The organism is Nitrobacter vulgaris, from assembly GCF_031453995.1.
GTDB lineage: Bacteria > Pseudomonadota > Alphaproteobacteria > Rhizobiales > Xanthobacteraceae > Nitrobacter > Nitrobacter vulgaris.
In genome coordinates, this window is record NZ_JAVDPZ010000036.1 from 1 (window position 1) to 23,514 (window position 23,514).

22 protein-coding genes and 5 pseudogenes are annotated in these 23,514 nt (G+C 57.7%); 14 read left to right on the forward strand and 13 right to left on the reverse strand.

All coding sequences use genetic code 11. The features are described 5' to 3' along the window. Positions 1–874: putative inorganic carbon transporter subunit DabA (locus GGQ85_RS17150; protein WP_309775548.1), on the forward strand; the 874-nt coding region annotated here is incomplete at its 5' end. A 438-nt stretch (positions 875–1,312) separates the two neighbouring features. On the opposite strand, the gene GGQ85_RS17155 is transcribed toward GGQ85_RS17150, so the two are convergent. From GGQ85_RS17155 to GGQ85_RS17165, 3 genes are all read right to left on the reverse strand, one after another. Beyond that, positions 1,313–1,828 carry a TonB-dependent receptor plug domain-containing protein gene (locus GGQ85_RS17155; RefSeq protein WP_309775549.1) on the reverse strand — a complete coding sequence of 172 codons (516 nt, stop codon included), beginning with the start codon at positions 1,826–1,828 and terminating at the stop codon, positions 1,313–1,315. A 131-nt stretch (positions 1,829–1,959) separates the two neighbouring features. Beyond that, positions 1,960–2,100, reverse strand: coding sequence for a hypothetical protein (locus GGQ85_RS17160; RefSeq protein WP_309775550.1), 141 nt, complete (start codon positions 2,098–2,100; stop codon positions 1,960–1,962). A gap of 98 nt (positions 2,101–2,198) precedes the next feature. Then, the gene (locus GGQ85_RS17165; protein WP_158081560.1) at positions 2,199–2,342 is read right to left on the reverse strand and encodes a hypothetical protein; all 144 of its coding nucleotides are present in this window, start codon (positions 2,340–2,342) and stop codon (positions 2,199–2,201) included. Between the two features lie 415 nt (positions 2,343–2,757). Here GGQ85_RS17165 and GGQ85_RS17170 point away from each other — a divergent pair. From GGQ85_RS17170 to GGQ85_RS17185, 4 genes and pseudogenes are all read left to right on the forward strand, one after another. Further along, a pseudogene (locus GGQ85_RS17170) lies at positions 2,758–3,459 on the forward strand (hypothetical protein); the annotation flags it as partial. Positions 3,460–3,869: 410 nt separating this feature from the next. After that, positions 3,870–4,022, forward strand: a pseudogene (locus GGQ85_RS17175) (IS110 family transposase); the annotation flags it as partial. Between the two features lie 448 nt (positions 4,023–4,470). After that, positions 4,471–4,686, forward strand: a complete 216-nt coding sequence (locus GGQ85_RS17180; protein WP_309775551.1) for an XRE family transcriptional regulator — start codon at positions 4,471–4,473, stop codon at positions 4,684–4,686. Between the two features lie 205 nt (positions 4,687–4,891). Continuing rightward, complete coding sequence (locus GGQ85_RS17185; RefSeq protein WP_309775552.1) at positions 4,892–5,254, forward strand: PRC-barrel domain-containing protein; 363 nt, start codon at positions 4,892–4,894, stop codon at positions 5,252–5,254. Between the two features lie 186 nt (positions 5,255–5,440). Here the strand turns inward: GGQ85_RS17185 and GGQ85_RS17190 are convergent, their stop codons facing one another. The 4 genes from GGQ85_RS17190 to GGQ85_RS17205 are packed head-to-tail and all read right to left on the reverse strand — an operon-like array spanning position 5,441 to position 10,619. Continuing rightward, positions 5,441–5,980 (reverse strand): LodA/GoxA family CTQ-dependent oxidase, encoded by a 540-nt coding sequence (locus tag GGQ85_RS17190; RefSeq protein WP_309775553.1) that lies wholly within the window; start codon positions 5,978–5,980, stop codon positions 5,441–5,443. Then, on the reverse strand, positions 5,970–6,314 hold the full coding sequence (locus GGQ85_RS17195; RefSeq protein ID WP_309775577.1) for a LodA/GoxA family CTQ-dependent oxidase: 345 nt from the start codon (positions 6,312–6,314) through the stop codon (positions 5,970–5,972). The genes GGQ85_RS17190 and GGQ85_RS17195 overlap by 11 nt, the downstream gene beginning before the upstream one ends. 6 nt (positions 6,315–6,320) lie before the next feature. After that, entirely contained in the window at positions 6,321–9,467 is a 3,147-nt protein-coding gene (locus tag GGQ85_RS17200) for an efflux RND transporter permease subunit (protein WP_309775554.1), read from the reverse strand. Between the two features lie 3 nt (positions 9,468–9,470). Beyond that, entirely contained in the window at positions 9,471–10,619 is a 1,149-nt protein-coding gene (locus GGQ85_RS17205; protein WP_309775555.1) for an efflux RND transporter periplasmic adaptor subunit, read from the reverse strand. Between the two features lie 330 nt (positions 10,620–10,949). On the opposite strand from GGQ85_RS17205, the pseudogene GGQ85_RS17210 reads away from it, so the two are divergent. The 3 genes and pseudogenes from GGQ85_RS17210 to GGQ85_RS17220 form a co-directional block, all read left to right on the forward strand. After that, positions 10,950–12,085 (forward strand): annotated as a pseudogene (locus GGQ85_RS17210) (NAD(P)-dependent alcohol dehydrogenase). A 70-nt stretch (positions 12,086–12,155) separates the two neighbouring features. After that, positions 12,156–13,001 (forward strand): MBL fold metallo-hydrolase, encoded by an 846-nt coding sequence (locus GGQ85_RS17215; protein ID WP_309775556.1) that lies wholly within the window; start codon positions 12,156–12,158, stop codon positions 12,999–13,001. Between the two features lie 49 nt (positions 13,002–13,050). Continuing rightward, a pseudogene (locus GGQ85_RS17220) lies at positions 13,051–13,155 on the forward strand (glutathione S-transferase family protein); the annotation flags it as partial. A gap of 122 nt (positions 13,156–13,277) precedes the next feature. Here the strand turns inward: GGQ85_RS17220 and GGQ85_RS17225 are convergent. The 4 genes from GGQ85_RS17225 to GGQ85_RS17240 all read right to left on the reverse strand — a co-directional run bounded on the left by GGQ85_RS17225 (position 13,278) and on the right by GGQ85_RS17240 (position 16,327). After that, a complete protein-coding gene (locus GGQ85_RS17225; protein WP_309775557.1) occupies positions 13,278–14,141 on the reverse strand; it encodes a VOC family protein in 864 nt (287 codons plus the stop codon). A 58-nt stretch (positions 14,142–14,199) separates the two neighbouring features. Next, on the reverse strand, positions 14,200–14,643 hold the full coding sequence (locus tag GGQ85_RS17230) for a DoxX family protein (protein WP_309775558.1): 444 nt from the start codon (positions 14,641–14,643) through the stop codon (positions 14,200–14,202). A gap of 24 nt (positions 14,644–14,667) precedes the next feature. After that, a complete protein-coding gene (locus GGQ85_RS17235) occupies positions 14,668–15,300 on the reverse strand; it encodes an NADPH-dependent F420 reductase (RefSeq protein WP_309775559.1) in 633 nt (210 codons plus the stop codon). Positions 15,301–15,415: 115 nt separating this feature from the next. Beyond that, a complete protein-coding gene (locus GGQ85_RS17240; RefSeq protein ID WP_309775560.1) occupies positions 15,416–16,327 on the reverse strand; it encodes a LysR family transcriptional regulator in 912 nt (303 codons plus the stop codon). 311 nt (positions 16,328–16,638) lie between these two features. On the opposite strand from GGQ85_RS17240, the pseudogene GGQ85_RS17245 reads away from it, so the two are divergent. From GGQ85_RS17245 to GGQ85_RS17265, 5 genes and pseudogenes are all read left to right on the forward strand, one after another. Next, positions 16,639–17,612, forward strand: a pseudogene (locus tag GGQ85_RS17245) (glutathione S-transferase family protein). Positions 17,613–18,121: 509 nt separating this feature from the next. Further along, a complete protein-coding gene (locus GGQ85_RS17250) occupies positions 18,122–19,561 on the forward strand; it encodes an aldehyde dehydrogenase family protein (protein WP_309775561.1) in 1,440 nt (479 codons plus the stop codon). A gap of 42 nt (positions 19,562–19,603) precedes the next feature. Further along, on the forward strand, positions 19,604–19,939 hold the full coding sequence (locus GGQ85_RS17255; protein ID WP_309775562.1) for a c-type cytochrome: 336 nt from the start codon (positions 19,604–19,606) through the stop codon (positions 19,937–19,939). 10 nt (positions 19,940–19,949) lie between these two features. Continuing rightward, positions 19,950–20,642 carry a hypothetical protein gene (locus GGQ85_RS17260; protein ID WP_309775563.1) on the forward strand — a complete coding sequence of 231 codons (693 nt, stop codon included), beginning with the start codon at positions 19,950–19,952 and terminating at the stop codon, positions 20,640–20,642. 13 nt (positions 20,643–20,655) lie between these two features. Continuing rightward, positions 20,656–22,227, forward strand: a complete 1,572-nt coding sequence (locus GGQ85_RS17265) for an FAD-binding oxidoreductase (RefSeq protein ID WP_309775564.1) — start codon at positions 20,656–20,658, stop codon at positions 22,225–22,227. 38 nt (positions 22,228–22,265) lie between these two features. On the opposite strand, the gene GGQ85_RS17270 is transcribed toward GGQ85_RS17265, so the two are convergent. Together GGQ85_RS17270 and GGQ85_RS17275 are read right to left on the reverse strand one after the other, a co-directional pair. Further along, positions 22,266–22,493, reverse strand: a complete 228-nt coding sequence (locus GGQ85_RS17270; RefSeq protein WP_309775566.1) for a hypothetical protein — start codon at positions 22,491–22,493, stop codon at positions 22,266–22,268. 130 nt (positions 22,494–22,623) lie between these two features. Further along, a complete protein-coding gene (locus tag GGQ85_RS17275; RefSeq protein ID WP_309775567.1) occupies positions 22,624–22,917 on the reverse strand; it encodes a helix-turn-helix domain-containing protein in 294 nt (97 codons plus the stop codon). A gap of 134 nt (positions 22,918–23,051) precedes the next feature. Here GGQ85_RS17275 and GGQ85_RS17280 point away from each other — a divergent pair, with 134 nt between their 5' ends. After that, positions 23,052–23,507, forward strand: coding sequence for a hypothetical protein (locus GGQ85_RS17280; protein ID WP_309775568.1), 456 nt, complete (start codon positions 23,052–23,054; stop codon positions 23,505–23,507). Positions 23,508–23,514: the final 7 nt, after the last annotated feature.

Below are 23,514 nucleotides of genomic sequence, written 5' to 3' on the forward strand. Positions count from 1 at the left end.
GCGCGAGCGGCTGGCGGCCATGGGCATCACCATCCCGGAAGACACCTGGTTCATGCCCGCGCTGCACGTCACCACCACAGATGCCATCGAGTTGTTCGACCTTGACCTGCTGCCGCCGCGCCATCTGGTGTATCTGGACCGCTTGCGCAACAGCCTGCGCGCGGCCTCACGCCTGACGGCGGCCGAGCGCATGTCTAAGCTGTCACCGGAGGCGAAGGAGATTCAGCCAGCGCAAGCCTTGCGTTCGGCAAAACGCCTCGCGGTGGACTGGGCGCAGGTCCGGCCGGAGTGGGGACTGTCGCAGAACGTCTATGGCATCGTCGGGCGTCGCAGCCTGACCCAAGCGGCAGATTTGCAGGGGCGGCCCTTTCTTTTGTCCTACGACTGGCGCTGCGATCCCAAGGGACGTTTGCTGGAAAACCTATTGGCGGGTCCAGTAGTGGTGGGCCAGTGGATTAATCTGGAGTATTTTTTCTCCACGGTGAATAATGCTCGTCTGGGTAGCGGCAGCAAAGTCTACCATAACGTGTCCGGCCGCTTCGGCGTGATGACCGGTAACCTGAGCGATCTGCGGACCGGCCTGCCGATGCAGACGGTCATGCGCGAGGGACGTCCTTACCACGAGCCGATGCGCCTGATCGCGCTGATCGAGGCGCCGCTGGACTTTGCCGGCCGTGTGCTGGAACGCGTGGTCAAGGTCAAGAGTCTGGTGCTTGGCGGGTGGATTCGCGCCATCGTCATCGACCCCACTCAGGGCTACAAACCCTTTGTCTTCAACAATGGCCGATGGGAGGAGCGTCAGGCTCTGATAGCTCCTGCCCAGCTTCTAGCTGGCACAGGCAGGGGCGCCACTTGCTCCTCCGCAGTTGGCTGAAAGTCCCGCGCGAACCCACCATCAACGTTGGTCTGGCGACACCGGGCTGCGATCTCATCACCAGCCCGCTTAGGTAGTGATCAAGACGACGAACGAGTTCAAGTACAAGAGCGCTGCCATAACCAGCCGACAGACCGATCTTCACCTACCCATGACCGGGCTCACGTCAATGTCAGACAACGCTCGTAACTTCTCAGCGAGAACTCATCAAGTTGCTTAGCGGACGATCTGGCCATGTCGAACAGAGAGGTACACAGCATTGCGCGGTATCCCGCAAGTTTGCGCCTTCATTCGGCAAATTGGAGGACGCTTAATCGTTGATAGCGAAGTAGGTCGGGGTTCCACCTTCGACTTATTTTTGCCTGCGGTGGAAGATGATTAAAGTGCAAAGTATTAGGTAAGCTAATTTTCATAGACTTGGTCATCGCCTAGTGAGTCTCAGAGTTCCACCGAAGAAGTCTCATTAGATTTGCTTTGACCATACGCTTGCCGCCGACATTTCCGAACGGCGAAATTCCGTACAGCAAGGCGCCTGGTCCCTTCAGGATCTCTACACGCTCTATAGGCTCCATAGCAGGGCGGCGCGTATCGGTGATGCCATAATAGATCATCGAACGCGAAGTCGCTCGCAGATACCGGGAAACCACGGATCAGAAACCCATCGATTTCGCTATAGCGCGGTGAGTTCGTGCGCACCGAGGGATCATTGTCGGCGACGTCGCTGATGGCATTGGCCTGCTGGTCGCGCATCAGCTTGCTGGTGTAACCCGTCTTGTTGAACGGGGTATCGAAGACATTGCGATTGCCCAACATGCCGACGCTTGTGGTGGTCCTGACCTGGCCGCCGGCATAGGGAGCCGGCGGCTGACCGATCGCGCCGGTCGGAGGCGTAAGGTACGGGACAGCCGGCGATCTCACCGGAGCGGCAGCGCGCTGAGCAACAGTCGATCTCACCGGAGTGGCAGCGCGACGGGCAGCAGTGCGCGGCTTCTTGTTTCGAGCCTCGGGTGCGGTGACCGTCACGGTTGGTAAAGGAGTGTTATCAGCCGCATTCTAGGCCTGGTCCAACGTCTAAGGAAAGCCGGTCAGTAGCTGGCCATGGGTGTCATTGCGATCACGCCGCTCCGGACGTAGCCGCGCGCAAGCTGATCGAGATCGCCTATCGATTGAGCCGGCCATCCTGCCAATTCACGAAGCCATAGCAGCGCGCCGCAGAGGTACTGCATCAGATGGCCATCATAGCCTTTGGGACGATTGTTAGCTCGCCTTTAGAGGCCAGCTTCCCTTTGCGTCCATTCGCTCCCGCGGCGCGCTAAGTCTGGTCTTAAGACCAATTACCCTTGACGGTGTTGGTTTTCACTTCACCGAAGCCCGTCACCTTGACCGCAGCATAGATCTCGTCGTCGCCCCAGTCTTCGTTCAGTTTGCTGCCGCGAACACTTTCACTGGTGATTGAGTAAGATGCCAATCCCTAGTCGATATAGCCGCTGAGGCGGTTATGTGGCCACGACGGAAATGTGAACAGCCTATCATCGAACCACTGATCGCTGCCGCGAACGCTCACTGAGACAGTTGCATTTGCGGGCGGATTTACAAAGCTTACTAATTTTACCCGCACATAGAACTCGTTATTCTTTGCGGGGTTGCGGTTGATCTCGATCGATGCGCGGGGGGAAGCGTTGGTCGATGTCGCCTATAGAGCGGCGCCAAGTCCATATGACTGGCGACTTAGAAATGATCCTAGCGGTCGTGGAAGCCTGAATATTCTGTCATCGGCAATCTAGAGCGCAAGAAGAGCCACGAGTGGGGAAGCGGTAGCTGTCGAGAGATAGTTAGCAGCGTTGCGGAGATTTTTGTTCTTTTGCGATCCTTTTAAATTTGATTCGCTGGGTGGCATCCTGTTAACGCCAGAATTGACCAGCAAATCGCCGCTCCTCCCTCCGCTGCAGTTCACAATCGCGATTTGCCTATTGTGGAGGCGGACTTTGCCGATCTCCGCGCTCGGCATCGTCATCTTGTTCGGCATGGCGATTCGCGACTACGGAATGTTCCATTTGGCCGACTACCCGATCTTTCTGGGCATCGCAGCATATCTTGCTTTGAGGGGACTTCAGAAGAAGTTCTTCGGGATCGAGCCGATTGATATCATGCGCTATGCGACAGCGGTGACTCTGATGTGGGCGTCCGTTGAAAAATGAGCCTATCCTCAGTGGAGTTATCCGATCTTCATCACGCATCCGAGCATTACTTTCGGGTTTGATCCCGCGTTCTATATGCGTGCTGCTGGCGCCGTTGAGTTCGTATTGGCATTTGCGTTGCTCTGGACGCCGCTGGTCCGGCGCTACGCAGCGGCAATTCTCGCCGGTATGTTCATCGCTGCTTGCCTGGAATTTGGAAAGATAGACACTATCGGGCATTCCGGCATCATTGCGGTGCTGTTCGCAGTGCTTGCCGACAACCGACGAGTAGAGCACGATCGGCGTGTCCCGCTATACGCTCCAGCCGGGTTTTGCGCTGCGCTTGCCGCCACGCTGCTCGTCTATTATGTCGGCCACGCAACGTTGTTCAATACGATGGTTTTGTAACACGGCGCCAGCAAACAAACTCAATTCACGTTCACCATCAGCTTCATTTTCGGATGAATTCCGCACCGCACGGTAAAGCTGCTTCGACCGGAAAGACAACGGTGAATGAGGTGCCCGGCTTCTGATCGTTCGAATCGAACGAGAACGTTGGGGAGGTGAGATAGGCGTGATGAAGAAGATCGCCATCGTCATTTGACGGACGTGGAGCCATCGTGTGGGTGCGAGTATGACGTCAGGGGTCGGGGTAAATCGCGCTGTTCCGCGCTGCTTACGAAAACCTACGTTCCTGCATACCGGCGGGTAACACACTCCGAATACAGATCCTGGTTTGCTACCTGCTGATGAGCGCCATCACGGCTGCTCTCGGATTCTACGCGATGCAAGGCATCAAACACGCGGGAGATCTTGTCGCTAAAACATCTCTAATCAACAAAACCGATCGGAACGACGCCCGCGGGATCGCCCAGATGATGCGGGTCGGGCTGTTCAAGGCGGTCCACGTCAAAACTCCCGCCAGCCAACATCGAAGACTTCTGCTGACCTCTCGCAAATTGCTGCAGCGCAGTCCAGAAGCATCTTTACTGCCTGCACACTTTGTCGCATTCAGTTGAATTCTGCGTTCCTGTCGCTAGATAGAGGACATGCTCTAGCGATAAAGATTTCCAAGTTTGACGTGACCGCTCGTTCGCTTGCGAAGGCATAGAGCAGACCTTCCATTTCCACAAACCTAGCCCGCTACGCTAGCACCGATCAGTGCCAGCGCGGCGTAAGATTGCGCGAGGTGTGCAGATGATGCTGATAAGTATTGTGGTGTGCTTCTAACTTGGGCCGCCTTCATTTTGCTCTACGGTCCAGACGGCCTTCGAGAACCTTTACGTCCGATGCTGCGCCAATGCCGCAAGTGAGATGTTAGCAGGAGATTGATCGATGATTACGGGATCACGGTGCCGTGCTGCTCGCGCACTCGTTGAGATTTCAAGGCCCATGCTGGCGCGACGCTCGGAAATCAGCGTGGACGCCATCGAGCGGTTCGAGAATGTCTCCGGATCGCTGAAGCGCACCGAAATCGAGGCGATACGAGACACCTTGGAAAAACTCGGAGCGGTTTTCATCCCGGGAAACGGGTCGGGTTATGGAGTGCGCCTGAAGTTCTCCAACCTGGAGGCCGCAGAAATCGCGCGCTTTGAGTGCGAAGGTGGATTGGTCGCGGATGATCGAGTTCCATGATGCGTATATCGCCTTTCGCTAACCGATGCGGCAGATCACGAATGTACTGACTGTCGCCCAGCCCCGCTAGAGATAGCGGGCACTCATCGGCGCGGGGTCATGCCAGCGTCGCTCAAATCTGTGCCGAAGCTCTGACTCGCGTCGCGACCGCAATTCAGCGGGTCGCGTTCCGTGCGCGGGTCTCTTAACCAGGAAAGGAGAAGCTATGGCTGTGAAAAGAAAAACTTCGCATCTGCGCCCTAGTAGGAAACTGTCTGGAAAGGCTGTCTATGGGGCCGAGGGGAAGAAGATCGGTTCGATCAAGCACTTGTTGGTTGACGAGAAGAAGGGAAAAATTGCCCACGCCGTATTGGGTATCGGCGGATTCTTTGGCATCGGCGACGCTCACTACATAGTGCCTTGGAACGTGCTAACATACGATGCCGATCGGGGCGCGTACAGCTCCGACATCAGTGAGAACCGGTTGAAAGGCCGTCCGAAGCACGGTGTGGAGACTATCTTTGACTTGAACGCTCGATATGCCACGCTCCACCCCTCCAATAACGAATTTGTGGTACATCCAGGTTAACCACTGATTATTGGGTTACCCGCCGGGAAATCCCGGCGGGTTTTGCTGCCACTCGTTCCGACTTTCTATAACATTGCGGTGTCCTGTATATCGAACCGTGAACCTCAGGGCGCTCAACGTCGATGTCGCCGCTTTGTCGCGCGGTAGCCCACGCAAGCTACTGGCATTCAAGCCCTGCCTGCGGCTCTAGGTGTTCGCCTTGGCACCCCAACGGCAGGAGCTTGAGGGGCGCCGTGGCCGGGCGCCCAGACATAGACCGTTGAGATGCGATTGCAACGCCTGCTTAGCATTGCAGCAATTTGCAATCCTCTCGTCCGTCGCTGATTTCACGTTGTCGCGCGTGCTCAGTACAGTTCCGTCCTTCAGCGTGACGGTGACGTCGATTTCACCACAGCACGTGTCGTCCCACCAACCCGGAATGTTGAAGTAGGCGAACTGGTTCGTCAGCGGATTCTTACCGTCCTCCGGACCGTTCGGAGGGCTCATTGTTTCGCTTGGGTTCGACAATACGACCTTGGGCGTGGTGACACATTCGCCCTTTCCGGGCGCGGGAACGAACAGCAGCCGGTCCTTCGAATCCAACCGAAGCTGCCCGAGTTCGATATCCCTGGCGGCCTTGTAAGTGACATCAACTTCTTTCGAAGGATCCTTTGGGGTGAAACCCTCAAACCGCAATTCGCCCGGCAACGTCCCCTTCTCGATGTCCCTGAAAACATCACCTTTCATGATCACCGGTTGGGTCTGCCCCGAGGCGATCGTATGCACCCCCGGGGTCGATGATCAGCTTGTCGCGTTCGATCGGCTTCATACCGGGCTGGATGGAAGGGTTTCGCAACTTGTCCGGATCAAACAGATACGCACCCTGAAATGCATAATTCGCCGCTTTCATGTTTCTGACATGAACCCGCCAGCGAACGGAGTGTACGACGTCGGAATGGGAGGTCAGTTCTGCGACGACCTTCTCGTTGGCGTCGTAAGCATAGATAAAGGGTAATTCGAGCCATCCGCTGCCGCCAGGCTTTGTACCGGTGCTCGGTTCTGACCCTGAGCGGCGTAGCAGAGGGACTCATTTTTTTGCCGGATTAGCATCGGCCATCTTTCTCCGGTCAAAGAATCGACTGGTTCGCTCTCTGATAGATTCCCAGAAGACGTAGAGCATCGGGATTAAGAACAGTCCGATACTACTCGCAGCGATCATGCCGACGAATACCGGCGTGCTGACCGCCTGCCGCGCGATCTCCGATGCGCCCCTCGCCCACACCAGGGGTGCCAGTCCGAGGATGAACGCGATCGACGTCATCAGCACGGCGCGGAACCGCATTTCGGCGCCAAGAGCTGCGGCTTGCTCAAGGCCCAACCCTTGCTCACGCTGTTCCTTGGCGAACTCAACGATCAGGATGGCGTTCTTCGCGGCCAGCGCGATCAGAACGACGAGTCCGATCTGCGCATAAAGATCGAGCGTGAGGCGCGCAATCAAAATCCCGGCAATGGCACCGAGCACACCGATAACCACCGAAAACAGAACCGGAATAGGAATGATCCAGCTCTCGTAGAGAGCGACCAAAAAGAGAAATGCGAACAGCAACGCCATGCCGAGCACGATCATGGTCTGGCCGCTCGCCGCCTGTTCCTGATAGGCAGTCCCGGTCCATTCGAATGCGTAGCCAGGTGGGAGCGTCTTGGCAGACACCTCGGCCATGGCGTCCAATGCCGTACCCGAGGCTACGCCCGGAGCCGGGCTGCCGTTGATGGTCACCGAGCGATAATTGTTGTATCGCGTGATGACTTGCGGCCCGGTCACGGTGCGCGCCGATGCAATCGACTGTAGCGGCACCATTTCACTTTTTGAATTTCGGATGTAGGTCTTCCAAAGGGAAGATATATCGCGCCGATCCGTTGCCTCGGCTTGCAAATTGACCTGCCAGGTCCGGCCGAAAAGGTTGAAATTATTGATGAAGTAACCACCTAGCGTCGCTTGCAGCGTGGTGAAAACGTCATTGAGCGTGATGCCGAGCGACTGCGCCTTCTCGCGATCGATATCAAGAAAGATCGAAGGCGCGTTGGCTCCGTATGTCGAGAAGACCCGTGAAAGTCGCGGGTCCTGATTGGCTGCCGCGATCAGTCCCTGAACCACCGAGCCCATCGCTTTCGGGTCGGCACCTTCCAGATTCTCGAGCTGATATTCGAAACCGCCGGTGGTTGATAATCCCACGATGGGAGGGAGATTGAAGGGCAATACAGTCGCAGTGCGTATTTGCTGTGTCGCGTCAAACAGCTGCGCAATCAGGGCTTGAGCCGAATCGGCCACACCGGTGCGCTCTTCGAATGGCTTCAGCTTGACGATCATAAACGCATTGTTGCTGGCAGCATAGCTGTCGAGCAGCGAGTAGCCGATGATCGAAATGGTGTCCCGCACTTGGGGCATCCCCTTGAGGACGCTCTCGACCTTCTTGACGGCTTCGCTTGTCCGGTTGACCGAAGCGCCATCCGGCAATTGAACGTTAATGAAGAATGTTCCCTGATCCTCCTCCGGCAGGAAGCCCGTGGGGGTAACCCGCATTAAACCAAAAATTCCCAGACCGAATGCAGCAACCAGCACCATTGATATGACCGACAGCCGCAAGGTCTTGCGAACGACTGTGGCGTAGCCGTCGCGCACCTTGTCGATTCCTTGTCCGATGCGTCCCATAATGCCGCGCCGGGGAGAATGACGAAGGAAAACTGTGCACAGCGCCGGAGACAGTGTCAGCGCATTGATCGCCGAGATGAGCACCGCAGCACTGATCGTCACGGCGAACTGGCGAAACAGTTCACCCGAAATGCCGGCGATGAAGGCGATAGGGACAAATACCGACAGCAGGACCAAAGTGATGCCGATAATCGGCGCCGTTACCTGCGCCATCGCTTTTTTCGTCGCTTCCGCAGGCGATAGATCCGGCTCTTCCTCCATGACGCGCTCGACGTTCTCGACCACGACAATTGCGTCATCCACGACGATGCCGACCGCGAGCACCAGCGCCAGCAACGAGACGGTATTGGCCGAATAACCAAGCATAAGAAGAACAGCGAAGCTTCCGACCAAGCTAACTGGAATGGCAATGATTGGAATGATGGTCGCGCGCAGATTGCCGAGAAACAGGAACACGACAATGCCGACGAGAACAAATGCCTCGATAAGCGCCTTTATGACCGCGCTGATCGTATCTCTGACGAAAACCGTCGAATCATGCACCACGCGAGCTTGCAGCCCCTCGGGAAAGCGATCTCGGAGCTTTTCCAGGGTTGCGTTCACAGCCTTTGATACTGTGAGGGCATTGGCGCCAGGCGACAGATAGATACCGATCGTGACCGACGGATCGCCGTTTAGCCGGCTAAAGGTATCCTGATTCTGCGCTCCCAGCTCGATCCGCGCGACATCCTTGACCTGCAGCACCGAACCGTCGGGATTGGCTCGAATGACGATGGCGCCAAATTGCTCCGGAGTCGTAAGGCGTCCCTGCGTCTGCAGATTTAACTGAAACTGCTGATCCTCAGGAATCGGACGAGCTCCAAGACGGCCGATCGGCGCCTGGACGCTCTGAGCCTGAACGGCGCGAATGACGTCAGAGGGTCCCAAACCGAGGCTCGTCAATCGTGCGGTATCGAACCAGATCCGCATCGAATAGTTTTCGCGCCCAAATAGAAGCGCCTGCCCCACGCCCGATATCCGCGACAACTCGTCCAGGACGTTGATGATGGCGTAATTGGTGATGGTCAGCGGATCGAGCTTGCCGCCCTCACTGTAGAGCGTAATGAACTGAAGGACTGACGACGTTCGCTTTTGAACGGTCAATCCCTGAAGTTGCACCTCTGGCGGCAGACTAGCCATCGCGGTCTGAACGCGGTTATTGACGTTGACGGTATTAATATCGGGATCTGTACCGAGAGCAAAACTGACGTCCAGATTATAACTTCCATCGGCGCCGCTACTGCTCTTCATGTAAATCATCTTGTCGACGCCGACGACCCTGGACTCGATTGGCTGCGCCACCGTCGCCTCCAACACCGAGGCGGAAGCACCTGGATAGACCGCCGAGACCTGAACCTCTGGCGGAACGATATCGGGTAATTGAGCGACAGGGATGCGCGAGAGTGCTAGCAGACCCGCAAGGGAAATGACGATGGCAATGACAATCGCCATGCGGGGGCGATCGATAAAATAATCTGAGAGCATGCGTTATCTCCCAGCAGATATTGATGACGCCGGTGCCGGCGAGACCGCAAGATTTGGCCGGACCCGTTGGATGCCTTCCACGACGACTCGCTCATCCGGTTGCAAGCCATCGACGACCCCCGCGACGTCAGGGGTTGATTGTCCCAATTTCACGCGGCGTTGTTCGGCCACGTTCTTATCGTTGACCACGAACACATAATCGCCCTGCTGGTCGGCAAGGATCGCGGCGCGCGGAACCGCCAACACCTTGAGCGGTTCGACAGCCTCAAGCAAGACGGTGACAAATTCCTGGTCCGTCAATTCGTAAAGCTTCTTCTCCTCGACTGTCTGAATCCTCGAATTGGGAATCGTGCCGCGCAAGATGAGGGTGTCGGTATCCTTAGCAACGCCGATATCGACGAAATCGAGCTTGCCGATCTGATCATATAATTCCCCGTTCGGCAGGCGCACACGAATCTGGACTGCACGATAGCCGCCCTTGTCGGCATAGCGTTTCCTTAGTTCGAGAACGCGGCGCACCGAGACAGGAAAAATCACATACATAGGATCCGGACTGACGATCGTGGCCAGCGTACCGCTGGAAGGACTGACAACGTTACCGACCGTGACCGAGGTTTGGCCAATGAGGCCGTCGATGGGCGCTTTTATTTCGGTGTAATCGAGATTTATCTGCGCTTGGTGGAGCTGCGCTTGCGCGGCCTTCAGTTGCGCTGCCGCCGTGCGCTGCGCCGCCAGCGCGGTGTCGGCTGTGACCTGCGTACCGGAATTCTTCCGCAATAGTTCCTGCGCGCGGAAAAGCGCGAGATCTGCGTTCTCAAGTTGAGCCTTAGCTTCGGCAACCGCCGCTTCCTTAGCTTCGACCTCTGCTTCGAAAGGCGCGCGCTCGAGCCGATATAAGACCTGGTCTTTCTTGACGTCGGCACCTTCCACAAAAAGCCGTTCGTCCATGAACGCAGTGACACGCGCAACCAGATCGACCCGGTTCCGAGCCTGAATGCGGCCGTTGATTTCGGTACTCTCTGCCATCGGTTTGAATTCAACTGCAACAACTCCGACCGCTGGGGGCGCAGCGGAGCTCACTTGCGCAATCGCAGATGTTGCCGACAGAAATGCTCCAGCAATGAAGATGTAGACCGATGAGAGAGCGCGCATGGCTTCATATCTCCTAACAATCGGTGTGGTAGGCCGGCTCTCTTTACGCGTGGAACATATGGCCTACAGCGCTTGCTGTTCGCAAATCGTACGGCGACCCGGAGGCGATTGTGAAGCTAACTATCATAGCGAAGTGTATATGAGGGTGAGGAGGAGTAAAGCGCGAGGGTGGAACGCCCTACTTGATTATGGTGGCCTAACGCTCTTTTGCGACGAGCGATAAGTCGAAGGTGAGGTAATAGTTGCGTGCGCTATTTTGACGGGTGACTATGACGAGCGGCCAAAAAACCGATCAATATAGTGATTTTTGATCTAGACAGGACGAACCAGATGTCGACTCAGCAATTTGCCGAACGGGGCTTTCGGGCAGCCGTAGTCCGTCAGAAAGGCGGACCCTTCCGAATCGAGTCGGTGAACATCACACAACCGAACAATAACGAGGTGTTGGTCCGCGTAGTAGCGACGGGCATGTGCCACACCGACATGGTCGCACGCGATCAGATCTATCCAGTGCCGCATCCGATTGTCCTCGGCCACGAAGGTGCCGGAATTGTAGAAGCGGTCGGAGAGAGCGTGACCAAAGTAAAGAAGGGCGATCATGTCGTCCTCACTTTTAATTCCTGCGGAGCTTGCCGTCCTTGTCAGGAAGGTCATCCGGCCTACTGTGAGAACTTCAACGACTATAATTTCTCTGGCGCGCGCCCCGACGATGGCTCGCACGCCCTGTGCGGACATGATCAGACCCCGCTAAACGATCGTTTCTTCGGCCAATCCTCATTCGGTGCCTACGCCATTGCCAACGTTCGAAATGTGGTGAAGGTCCGCAAGGATGCGCCACTGGAACTGCTTGGGCCTCTGGTTGCGGCATACAGACGGGTGCCGGAACTGTGCTCAATGCACTCAATATCGGTCCGGGCGCGAGCTTTGCGGCCTTCGGGGCTGGCGCGGTTGGCCTTTCGGCGGTCATGGCAGCGGCAGCGGTCGGCGCGACGACCATCTTCGCGATCGACGTCGTGTCCTCGCGGCTGGAATTGGCACGGCAACTCGGCGCCACCCACGTCGTCAACAGCGCCGACGATGACCCGGTCGAGGTGATCCGCGCAGTTACCGGAAAAGGCGTAGATTTCGCTATGGATTCGACCGGTATCACATCCGTGATCCGTAATGCTGCACTGGCATTGCGCCCAACAGGAGCCGCTGCGATTGTTGGCGCTTCGAAGCCTGGAGCGGTGCTTGACCTCGACGTCAACGATCTGATGCAAAATGTCAAAAGCGTCCGTGGCGTCGTTGAAGGCGACAGCATTCCCGACGTGTTTATTCCCAAGCTCATCGACCTCTATCTTGCTGGCCGCTTCCCCTTCGACAAGCTGGTCAAATTCTATGCCTTCGACCAGATAAACGAAGCTGCAGCCGACAGTGAAAAAGGAGTCACGCTGAAGCCAATCATTCGCATCGGCGAAATCTGAAGCGATCGAATGTGGACGAGACCATGTTCTTACCCCGTGCTTCCACCTGTTCCTTGTCAAAGGTATCGTCATGAGCCCTCCGCAAACCACATTGGGACAGGTCACCACGAAAGATTATCGTGGTGTAGCCATCCACACCTACAATGCCCCCGAGGAGGGACTTTACGTCGCCTCCCAGATTGTGGAGACGGCGGACGGGCTCGTCGTCTTCGACGCTGTGTTTCACGTCAAGCATGCCGAGGAACTTGCGAATTACATCGCCGGACTCGGCAAGCCAGTGAACCGGATCGTGCTTTCGCACATCCACCCCGACCATTGGTCGGGTCTGGGCGTGCCGCATGCACGTTTTCCCAAGGCGCCGATATATGCCTTTCCCGAGATCATCGCCTATATCCGCAAGAACGGTCAGAAAATCCTCGATGCTCGCAACGAGGCCTTCGGCCCGGTGGTGGCCAAGACGCCGACATTGCCGGATCATGATCTTGCGGTCGGCGAGGCAACCATCGGCGGCGTGCGTTTCGAATTCGAACGCCAGCCCGATGGGGAATCCGACTGGCAGTCTATTGTTCGTCTGCCCGTTGCGGGCGTGGTGATGGCCTTCGATCTGGTGTTCCCACCTGAAACCCATCTGTTCACCGTCGCGAACTATTACGACCATTGGGTTGAAATACTTCGGGGTCTCAAGGGAGATGCTGCAAAGGGCTACGACACGCTGATGATCGGCCACGGCAAGCCCGTGGGCTTCGATGTCATCGAGAGCAATATCGCTTATTTGCACAAGGCCAAGGAACTTCATGCGGCCAATAGTACCGCGGAAAGCTATGCCGAGGCGCTCAAGGGAGCCTATCCGGGCTATTATGGCGGCGGCTGGGTCGATTTCTCGAGCCTGCTGCTCTATAAAATCATCAATCCCTAGTCGCCAATCGCCCAGCGCCTGCCTGTGACGGATAAGGTCTGATTCAACTGCGTTTGGATCGCCCTGGGCGTCGCGCACGCTGATCGGCCGCAAGCTCAAGAAGCTTGATGACGTGATATCGGTATCGGTAGTCGAGCCGACGCTCAGCGGGCAGATCAGCAGGGAGATAAAGAGGGTAGCGGCCGGCCTCGGCGGCGAAGCCGTCTTTCTTGTCCTTGGCTTGCACCGGCTGCCAGTTGGCCATCCATTTACCGTTTGTCAGCATGATCGCCTCCATTAACTTCTCAAGGTAATAGCGGTGCCAAATGGATCACGCAGGACCGTTCCTTCGACACCACTCGTTGGTTCTACGCCTGCGCCTTCGGCGCGCGTCACGATCTTCGCGATATCGGCAGGATCGCGGACGATGATCTCGACATTGTCGAGTCCCGCTATGTTCTTCGGGCGTTGCGTGGCGCCGCGACTATTCCAAATATTGCCGGCGAGTTGATGGTGATAGCCGCCGCTGCCGTAGAAGCTGGCGCCGGGGTAGTCGACAGTGGTGTCGAAGCCGAGGACGTCGCGATAGAAACGGTCTGCCGCTGCCGTATCTCCAACCTGAAGGTGCACGTGGCCGATGCTGCCGTCTTTAGGAAAGCCGGTCCAGCCTGCTCCTTCGCCTGCTGCGAGCAGGTTCTGCTTGTCGAGCGGATCGGTGCTCATCCTGATATCGCCATTCGCGCCACGCCAGCGCGCGACGGGTCGGTCAGCATAAACCTCGATGCCGTTGTCTTCGGGGTCGGCGAGATAGATTGCCTCGCTAACGATGTGGTCGGACGCGCCCTGGAGCGGCACACGCGCCTCGACGGCGTGGCCCAGCCAGCGAGCGAGATCGGCTCGGGTCGGCATCAGGAAGGCCGTATGGAAAAGCCCGGCCTGCCTCCGGTCGCGCGGAGCGAGGGCGGGGTCGGCTTCGAGCACGAGCAGGGACGTGTGACCTGTGCCCAACGTTGCCTCGCGATCGTCCTTCGCCATTAACGTCAGGCCGAGAACGGTGCGGTAGAAGCCTGAGACGGCGTCGAGGTCGCGCACCTTCAGCCGGACCTTGCCAACGCGCATTGGCGCTGCGCTCATGTCGAAAAAATCAGACGCTGCGGTCATGATGAATGCTCCTCAAAAAAGAGCGGTCGCGGATTCGTTCCGCGACCGCACCAAGTGCTCAGGCGTGGGCGCGCTTCAGAGCGTAGGCCCCGTCGCCAAGTAGAGCCTGTACAATAAGGGCTACCGCCCAAAAGGCGGGAAACTCCCAGCCGCCGCCCTGGTTCGAGAAGAAAAAGCCGGCCGACCCATGCGGAGCGTAGATCGTGCCGAGCAGGATTGGCACTAGCGCCAGCGCAACCCAACGGCTCCAGACGCCCAGAATTAGAGCGATGCCTCCGCCAAGCTCTGCGGCGATGACCAGATAGGCAAGGAAGCCGGGGAAGCCCAGGCTTTCAAAGAATCCTGCGGTGCCAGCCGGCGTGAAGATCACCAGCTTGAGCCAGGCGTGGGCGAGGAAAAGAACGCCCATCGAAACACGCAGGATCGTCGCGGCAAGATCGGCATTGGTCACGCCGGAAATGAGAGCTGGGCGGGCTGCGTGTGCAGAAGTTGTATAGGTCATGGTGCTGTCCTTTCGATCCGCGGCTCAGGCGATGCCTTGCCATGTCGGTGCGATGTCAGTGCCGTGGCCGAGGCCGTAGCCTAAAGCGATGTTGAGGCCTGCGAGCGGCTCGAGATACCGGGCTGAGGCGAGACCTCCGGTCTCCACCGCGGCCAGGCCCGCGCTTTTGGCGAGTGAGACAACACTCTTCCGCGCCTCAGCGTCGTCACCCGCGACAAAGACCGTTGCCGGCTTTCCGGACGCTTTGCCGCCGTTCTGAAGCACGGAGGCGAAGACGGTATTGAAGGCCTTCACCACCTTTGCGCCCGGCGCTCGCTTCTGAATTTCCTCGGCCGCGCTGGTGGTATGACCGATAGTGAGGCCGGAAAAGTCAACGGTCAGGGGATTAGTGATGTCGATGACGATCTTTCCGGCAAGGTCACCGGCGGCCTCAACGACGTTGGCGGCTGCTTCGTAGGGCACGGCCAAGACGACCGCGTCCGCAGCGCCGGCCGCATCGGCTAACGAGCTGACCCCGATGCCGGTGCCGAGTTTAGCTGCAACCGTCTGCGCCTTTACCGGCTCCCTAGAAGCCAGGGTGATATTATGTCCGGCCTTGTTGAAGAGGGCAGCAAGGCCGCTGGCCATATTGCCGGTTCCGAAGATGGCGATGTTCATGTCGAATCTCCTGGTTGTGACGCCACATGCGTCGTGCTCCAGGAAACATGGCCCTATTTGATCTGAACGATAATCCGGTCGCCTAGAAGTTCATTACATCTAGAACGGAAGAAATCTACCAACCCTTCTCCCAGTGCGGCGTTCCGCGATACCGCTCGACCAGAAAATCAACCAGGACACGGACCTTCGTGGCGAGATGACGGCTGTGCGGATAGAGAGCATGCACCGTGTAGGGTTCGGTTTCGAAAGCTTGCAGAACGCGTCGTGTCCGGCCCGCACGCAGAGCCCTGCCCGCAATAAAGCTTGGCACACAGGCAAGCCCGAGCCCAGCCTCCGCGGCGTTGAGACAGGCCTCGGCATTGGAATAGCGAAGGCGGCCACCGACTGCGACGTCGATCGGGGTGCCCCGTGCGTTTCGAAGCGGCCAGCGATTCGGCTCCCGGAAATTCGTGTCGATAATGCAGTCGAAGTGCGCGAGGTCGTTGGGCTTTTTTGGTTCTCCGCGACGCTTGAGGTAGGTCTGCGATCCAACGATCACGATGCGCACGTCGCAAAGCTTGCGCACGATCATACTGGAATCGTCGGCCCGTCCAACCCTGATGGCCATGTCGAAGCCTTCGTCGACGAGGTTCACCATCCGATCCGAAAAGCTGACATCGAGTTCGATCTCGGGAAATTTTGATGCGAATTCGTTCAGCCCCGGTGCTATTTCCGTGGTCCCGAAAGTGAGCGGCACCGTTAGCCGCAACCGCCCGCGCGGCGCGCCCGACTTATCCCGGACTGCGGCGTCCATATTATCAAACTCTTCGAGCAACGGCCGAAGCCGATCGAAATAAGCGTGCCCTGCTTCGGTCGGTGATACGGCGCGCGTGGTGCGGCTGAGGAGGCGAACACCGAGCTCATTTTCAAGCCGCGAGACCAGCTTTGAGGCTTGGCCCGAGCTTGTGCCGAGCCGCTCGGCGGCGGCGGTGAAGCTTCCGGTTTCCATCACCGCAACAAACATCCGCTCGGGTTCCAGCCTGTCCAATGTTGCCTCCGACCAAGATCAAGCGTCGCTTTCGCGCTGCTACCATTGTCGGGACATGAGCGAATATCAATATACAGACTCAGCTGAGCGCGAAATCGTCGGCAGCTCAGTACCACTCTCAGCGAACGCCGACGAAATGGATGTCGGTGGCATTCAGTCACAGAGAGATCCAAAGTTCTTCCGCTTGGTGACGATCTTCTGGTTGATCCCCTCATGCTTGAACGCACGAAAGCTGACATTCCCTGTTGCGCCAAGGTTGACGTCTATGCGGCTCCAGCGCGACGGAAAATACTTTTCGAGGACGAGCTCACATGGGGCTTTTGATCGACGGCAAATGGCACGACCAATGGTATGACACGGCTGCGAGCGGCGCTTTATCCGTAGCGAAAGTCAATTCCGTAACTGGATTACCACCGACGGCGCGCCCGGTGCCAGCGGAGAGGGCGGATTCAAGGCGGAGGCGGGCCGCTATCATCTCTATGTCAGCCTCGCCTGTCCTTGGGCGCACCGCACTCTCATCATGCGCGTCCTCAAGGGACTGGAAGACATGATTTCGGTCTCGGTCGTCCACTGGCTGATGCGCGAGGACGGCTGGACCTTCAAACAAGGATCGGGAGTCACGCCCGATGATTTGAACGGCGCCGATTTCCTCCACCAGGTTTATACGGCCGCGCAGCCGGACTATAGCGGCCGCGTGACCGTGCCGTTCCTATGGGACAAGCAGCGGCGCACCATTGTCAATAATGAATCCTCTGAGATCATCCGAATGCTCACCAATGCCTTCGACGCGGTTGGGGCAACGTCGGGCGACTATTATCCGGCGGATCTGCGCGGGCAAATCGATGCAATGAACACGCGAGTTTACGACGGCTTCAACAATGGCGTCTACAAGGCCGGCTTTGCGACTAGTCAAGCGGCCTATGACGACGCGGTTGCGGGCGTGTTCCAAACACTCGACTGGCTCGAAGAGCGTCTGGCGCGCCAACGCTATCTTTTAGGAGAGCGTCTCACCGAAGCGGATATCCGGCTGTTCACGACACTCGTACGCTTCGATGAAGTCTATCACGGCCACTTCAAGTGCAACCGGCATCGGATCGTCGATTATCCCAATCTCTGGAGCTTCACGCGCGAGATCTTCCAGCTTCCCGGTGTCGCCCAGACTGTGAACATGGAGCATATTAAGCGCCACTATTACGAAAGCCATCAGACGATCAATCCTACCGGCATAGTGCCGGTCGGTCCCGCTCCGGATTTCATGGCTCCTCACGGTCGCGAAGCGCACTGACGTGAGCCCCAAGCTGTGAACCGCATTTGAACTGCAAAAAGCGCGTCATCCGATTTGCCGCTCTAAGCACGAGGGCAACGACATCATGCGGAAATTGCCGATCTGTGAGGCACTCTCCGGAGAATCGCCCCGCGGCGGGCGTAAGGTTGTCATAGTTCTAAGAAGCTAAAATGGTCAGATTACGCAGGAACTCGGGCAAGCCTTCGGGATTACGATTACTCGCAGTTAATCGTCCGCATCGCCTAGTTGTGCGTTCCGGCTATTATCCTGCTCATGGAGATCACGAGAAATCTCTCGTTAGTCCGTACATTTCTACGAGTGCCAAAATCGCATTTTCGTCGCGGACTGCCATTATTACAGCAGGCCAGAAGACGGGCACAGAACTTGACCCTTGAAACTGAAGCTGGGACAGTGTGCTTCACCTCTTCCAACGTCGGGCGGGGTCGATGTGCCCCTAAAATAAACGGACGTTTGCCGTGATGAGCAAGCCCCGCTATCAGAATCTCGAATTGCAGCCGATCGCCGGGCAATGGCGCGTAGGGAGCGCCGGACGCGATCTCTATGTCATGGATCCGTTCACTGGCGAAAGCCTGCTGAAACTGTCGATGGCCAGTCGCGAGGATCTGGATCAGACCTATCGTGCAGCGCAAACGGTTCAAGCTGAATGGGCTGCAATGGGCCCCACTACGCGTGGCGACATCATGCGTCGGGCGGTCGACATCTTCGATGAGCGGAAGGAAGAAATTCTTGACTGGTTGATTCGTGAATCGGGCAGCACCAGCATCAAGGCCGAAATCGAATGGGCCTCCGCCCGCGCCATCACCTTGGAATCTGCGAGCCTGCCGGGCCGCGCTCATGGCCGCATTCTGCCCTCAGATGTGCCGGGCAAAGAAAGCCGCGTCTATCGCGCGCCGCTGGGCGTGGTCGGGGTGATCAGTCCATGGAACTTCCCGTTGCACCTCAGCGCCCGTTCGGTTTCCCCAGCGCTGGCGCTGGGCAATGCCGTGGTCATCAAGCCGGCCAGTGATACGCCCATCACCGGTGGCCTTCTGCTGGCGCGAATCTTCGAGGAGGCCGGGCTACCACAAGGTGTGCTGAGCGTATTGGTCGGCGCCGGTTCGGACATCGGCGATGCATTCGTCGAACATCCGGTGCCGTCCTTCATCTCTTTCACTGGCTCCACACCGGTTGGTCGCAACATTGGCCGTCTCGCCAGCGGCGGTACTCATCTCAAGCGCGTGGCTCTGGAACTAGGTGGCAATAGTCCGTTTGTGGTGCTGGCCGATGCGGATGTCGAGGCTGCGGTGAACGCTGCGGTGGTCGGAAAGTTCCTGCACCAAGGGCAGATCTGCATGGCCATCAACCGCATCATTGTTGAAGCGCCCCTGGTGGAAGAGTTTACGCAACGTTTCGTCGCGCGCGTCAAGGCTTTGCCTTATGGCGATCCAAAGAGGCCGGAAACCGTTGTGGGTCCGGTGATCAACGCCAAACAGCTTGCGGGACTCAAAGACAAGATACGCAAGGCGCAGCAGGAGGGTGCGGAGATGCTGGTGGGCGGCGAACCGCAAGGCAACGTCATACCGCCGCATGTATTCGGCAACGTGACCGCAGATATGGAAATCGCTCGCGAGGAAATCTTCGGTCCGCTGGTCGGTATCCAGAGCGCTCGCGATGCAGAACATGCACTGGAGCTGTGCAACAGCAGCGAATACGGCCTATCCAGCGCCGTGTTCACCAGAGATACTTCGCGGGGGGTGCAGTTCGCACAGCGAATACAGGCGGGCATGACACATATCAACGATATGCCCGTGAACGACGAGGCAAACGCTCCTTTCGGCGGAGAGAAAAACTCCGGCTTGGGGCGGTTCAATGGTGACTGGGCAATTGAGGAGTTTACTTCGGATCAGTGGGTCACGGTGCAGCATGCGCCGCGCCAGTATCCGTTCTAAGCAATGCGTACTCGCCGGTTTGCTTGCTACTGGAGAACCAACATGCCTGATTTCTTGAGTGGCAAGGTCACGAAACGGATGCTGTTCGCAACTGTACTGCCATTTGCGCTAATGACCGCTTCCATCCAGGCGATGGCTGATGGCCAGTGGGGCAGTGGCAAGAATCTGTATGATAAACTTTGCGGTCTCTGCCATGCCCCCAACGTGGGAGTGGGGCCGGTGATCGCCGGTCGCGGGCTACCCGAAGCTTACATTAAGTCGGTTGTACGCAATGGCCTCAACGCCATGCCCGCGTTTCCGGCCTCCTACATAGACGACAAATCCATTGCTCAGGTCACCGAATATCTGTCGAGTCTGCCCCCGGCTACTCAACCTTAAGGAGCCCGACATGAGTGTGAATCGTCGTTTCGTGCTCAAAGGCGCAGCCGTGAGCAGTATCGGTCTGACCGTGGACGGTTTTATACCCGCGCTGGCGGCTAACTTTGAAGCGCCGATCGGTGACGAAGCTACGGAGCCAACAATGTTGGCGCTCGTAAACGAGGGCGAGGCTGAGTCGATGTTCCTGTATGGCGCCATGGCGGCTGGTAAAGCGACATTGCGCGTTCAGAAGGTCGGCCGCGATCTGGGATTTATGCTCGATTTTGAGCGTCGCCTACGTCACGGTCTGCCAATGCGGGTTATCGGCCTGCTGGATGATGCCTCAGCAACTCTCATAGTAGATATGGCCCGTAGTGGCGGCGCACGTGTGCAGTGGCTTGGGCAGCATACTGCCGAAGACGGGTTCACCCGGCATCATGTCCTCAGCACTGATATGTCCGAAGGCTGCGCGCAGCAGCTTAGCCGCCAGCTGCACGATTGTGGAGCTGGTTTCAAATTGATTGAGGAGCGCCAGAACGGTCCCATGGCGCCGCGTCAGCTGATCGGACTCTCACGGGGGGCCAGCCAATCTGTACAGTGGGCGAGCAGCATTGGTTATTTGCTGGCTTCGATCGGCACGCGCACGACGCTGGCCGCTCCATTGGCTCCCGCCGCGAACACGCCGATCACCGGCAGCTTCGTTTCCTTTTCGATCGATGTCTGAAGGAGCTGACCGAATGGCTGAACAAAATAACGCTGTGCTGCCCAGAGGAGCGGTCCGGGACGAATTCAACAAAGCCATCGAGAAGTTCCGCGCCTTGCTGGGTGGAGAGAACGTGTTGGTCAACGCCGACCAGCTCGCGCCCTATAACAAAGTCATGATGTCCGTCGAGAATGCAGCCCATGCGGCGTCAGCAGCTCTGACGGCCACCACTGTCGAGCAGGTGCAGGGTGTGGTGCGAATCTGCAATGAGCACAAGATTCCTATCTGGACCATTTCCACCGGCCGAAACTTTGGCTACGGCTCGGCCGCGCCGATCCAGCGCGGCCAGGTTATCCTCGATCTGAAGAAAATGAACAAGATCATCAAGATTGATGCGGAGATGTGCTACGCCCTGGTGGAGCCTGGTGTGACTTATGGACAGCTCTACGACCACATCACTGAGAACAAGCTGCCGCTGATGCTGTCGTTCTCGGCACCTTCGGCCATTGCCGGACCGCTCGGTAACACCATGGATCGCGGCGTGGGCTACACCCCCTACGGCGAACATTTCATGATGCAGTGTGGTATGGAAGTGGTGCTGGCCAACGGTGATATCTATCGCACCGGTATGGGCGGGGTGAAGGGCAGCAACACTTGGCAGATTTTTAAGTGGGGTTACGGTCCAACTCTGGACGGCATGTTCACCCAGGCTAACTACGGCATTACGACTAAGATGGGCTTCTGGCTGATGCCAAAACCACCGGTGTTCAAGCCGTTCGAAGTTATCTTCGACAACGAGGAAGATATTGTCGAAATCGTCGAGATTTTACGTCCGCTGCGCATTTCCGGGACCATTCCCAATTCGGTCGTGATCGCCAACGTGCTCTGGGAGGCTGGCAGCGCACATCTGCGCCGCTCGCAGTATATCACCGAGCCCGGTCATACGCCTGATCCCATCTTAAAAAAGATGCAGAATGACACCGGCATGGGTGCCTGGAATTTGTACGCCGCGTTGTACGGCACACAGGAACAGGTCGATGCGGACTGGAAGATCGTCGTCGACGCTTTCAAGAAGCTCGGCAATGGCCGCATTGTTACCCAGAAGGAGGCCGGCGATACTCAGCCCTTCAAATACCGCGCCGAGCTGATGAGTGGTGTGCCCAACCTGCAGGAATTCGGCCTGTATAACTGGCGCGGCGGTGGTGGCTCCATGTGGTTCGCGCCGGTCAGCGAAGCGCGTGGCAGCGAGTGCGAGAAGCAGGCGCGGCTGGCTAAGCGCATCCTGCACAAGCACGGTCTGGATTATGTGGCCGAGTTTATCGTCGGTCCGCGCGATATGCATCACGTCATCGACGTGCTTTTCGATCGCACGGATGCGGAGGAAACTAAGCGTGCGGATGCCTGCTTTAACGAGCTGTTGGACGAGTTCGAAAAGGAAGGCTACGCGGTTTACCGTGTGAACACTCGCTTCCAGCAGCGTGTTGCGCAGAGTTATGGCTCGGTCAAGCGAGACGTGGAACACGCCATCAAACGCGCGTTGGATCCGAACAATATTTTGGCTCCGGGTCGTTCGGGCATCGACCTAGATACCTATAAAAAGGCTTGATCTCCGCCGTGAACTCCGAGCCCGTCTCGGCTTCGGCCTTAATTCTGATCTCGCTTCATGCGGCCGAGCAGCGAGGCTGCATCCTGCAATCGCCCGGCCTCATAAATAGGCTGCTCGATATCCATGGCGACCTCGACGCCCTCAGCGATAGCGCCGTTTTGGACACAGGCCTCGGCAGCCTTGGCAATGCGTGCCGCTTCGCTCAGCTTATTATGAATCTCGGCGATGATGAGTTTGATCGCTGTTTCAATGCTGGCGCGCTCCATCGGCCACTCCGTAAGAGTTGGACCCCTACCGCTCTGTTGCCGCGCGAAGTCGAGCGAATACTGGATAATCTTGTGGCGAAGAGCGGGGGCGCTGGATCACGATGTGATCGCAGGGGGCTGAATACGGGGCTTATTTCGCCGATGCGCGCCGGGGTTTGGCCGGTGGCTTGCCGGCCATCAGATCCCGCAACAGCTTGATGGGATCAGCCCCAATAGCGCGCACGATCGTCACGAACTCGATGACGTCGATCCGCCGTTCACCACCCTCATATTTGGCGACAAAGGACTGAGGGCGCTTCAAGCGGCACGCCAGCTCATGCTGGGTCAGGCCGGCGTGCTTGCGGGCAGCCACCATCAGGGCACATAAGGTAGCCTGATCTGAGGAATGGACAGTTTTGCCGATCCCGCGGGCGGAAATAGTCATCGCCCGGGCAAGCTGATCCCGAGACGGGATTATCCCAAAAAAGGATAGTATTAACTTTGAAGTCCGATGCTGGACCGCTCAACTGGACTTCGGCGGCACGGCAAGCGAACTGCCAGCTCATGATGAATCCTCGAATGATCGATCTGAGGCCCGAGACCGGTCAAGCCGAACCGCCCGCGCGAACCTTTGCCCCTTCTGTGGTCCGATACATCAAATTGGGGCGGGGCGGGCAGTGGACAGATCAAGCCCTGGATCAAGGGATCATCCCCTTCGGTTACCCGAAAATTGAGCACCCCGTCTGTATCAAGGGCGATTGGATACAGGCGAGGCAGCAGCTGGCGCTGATGGGACGGACACCCGGCGGCGTCAGCAACGGATTGAGGGAGCTGCAGGAGTTTTACGAACTACCGAACGACGCCTTGTGGGTGACCTGCGCTCGAGGTCATTTCTGGTGGGCTTTCGCGGATGGCGGCGTTGTCGAGATCGAGCCTCCGTTGCCCGGCGGTCCGGCCCGCCATCGTCCCACGCGAGCAGGTTGGTCGAACACCGATCTCAATGGCGAGCCGCTGACGGTCCGCAGCCTCAGTTAGGCACTCA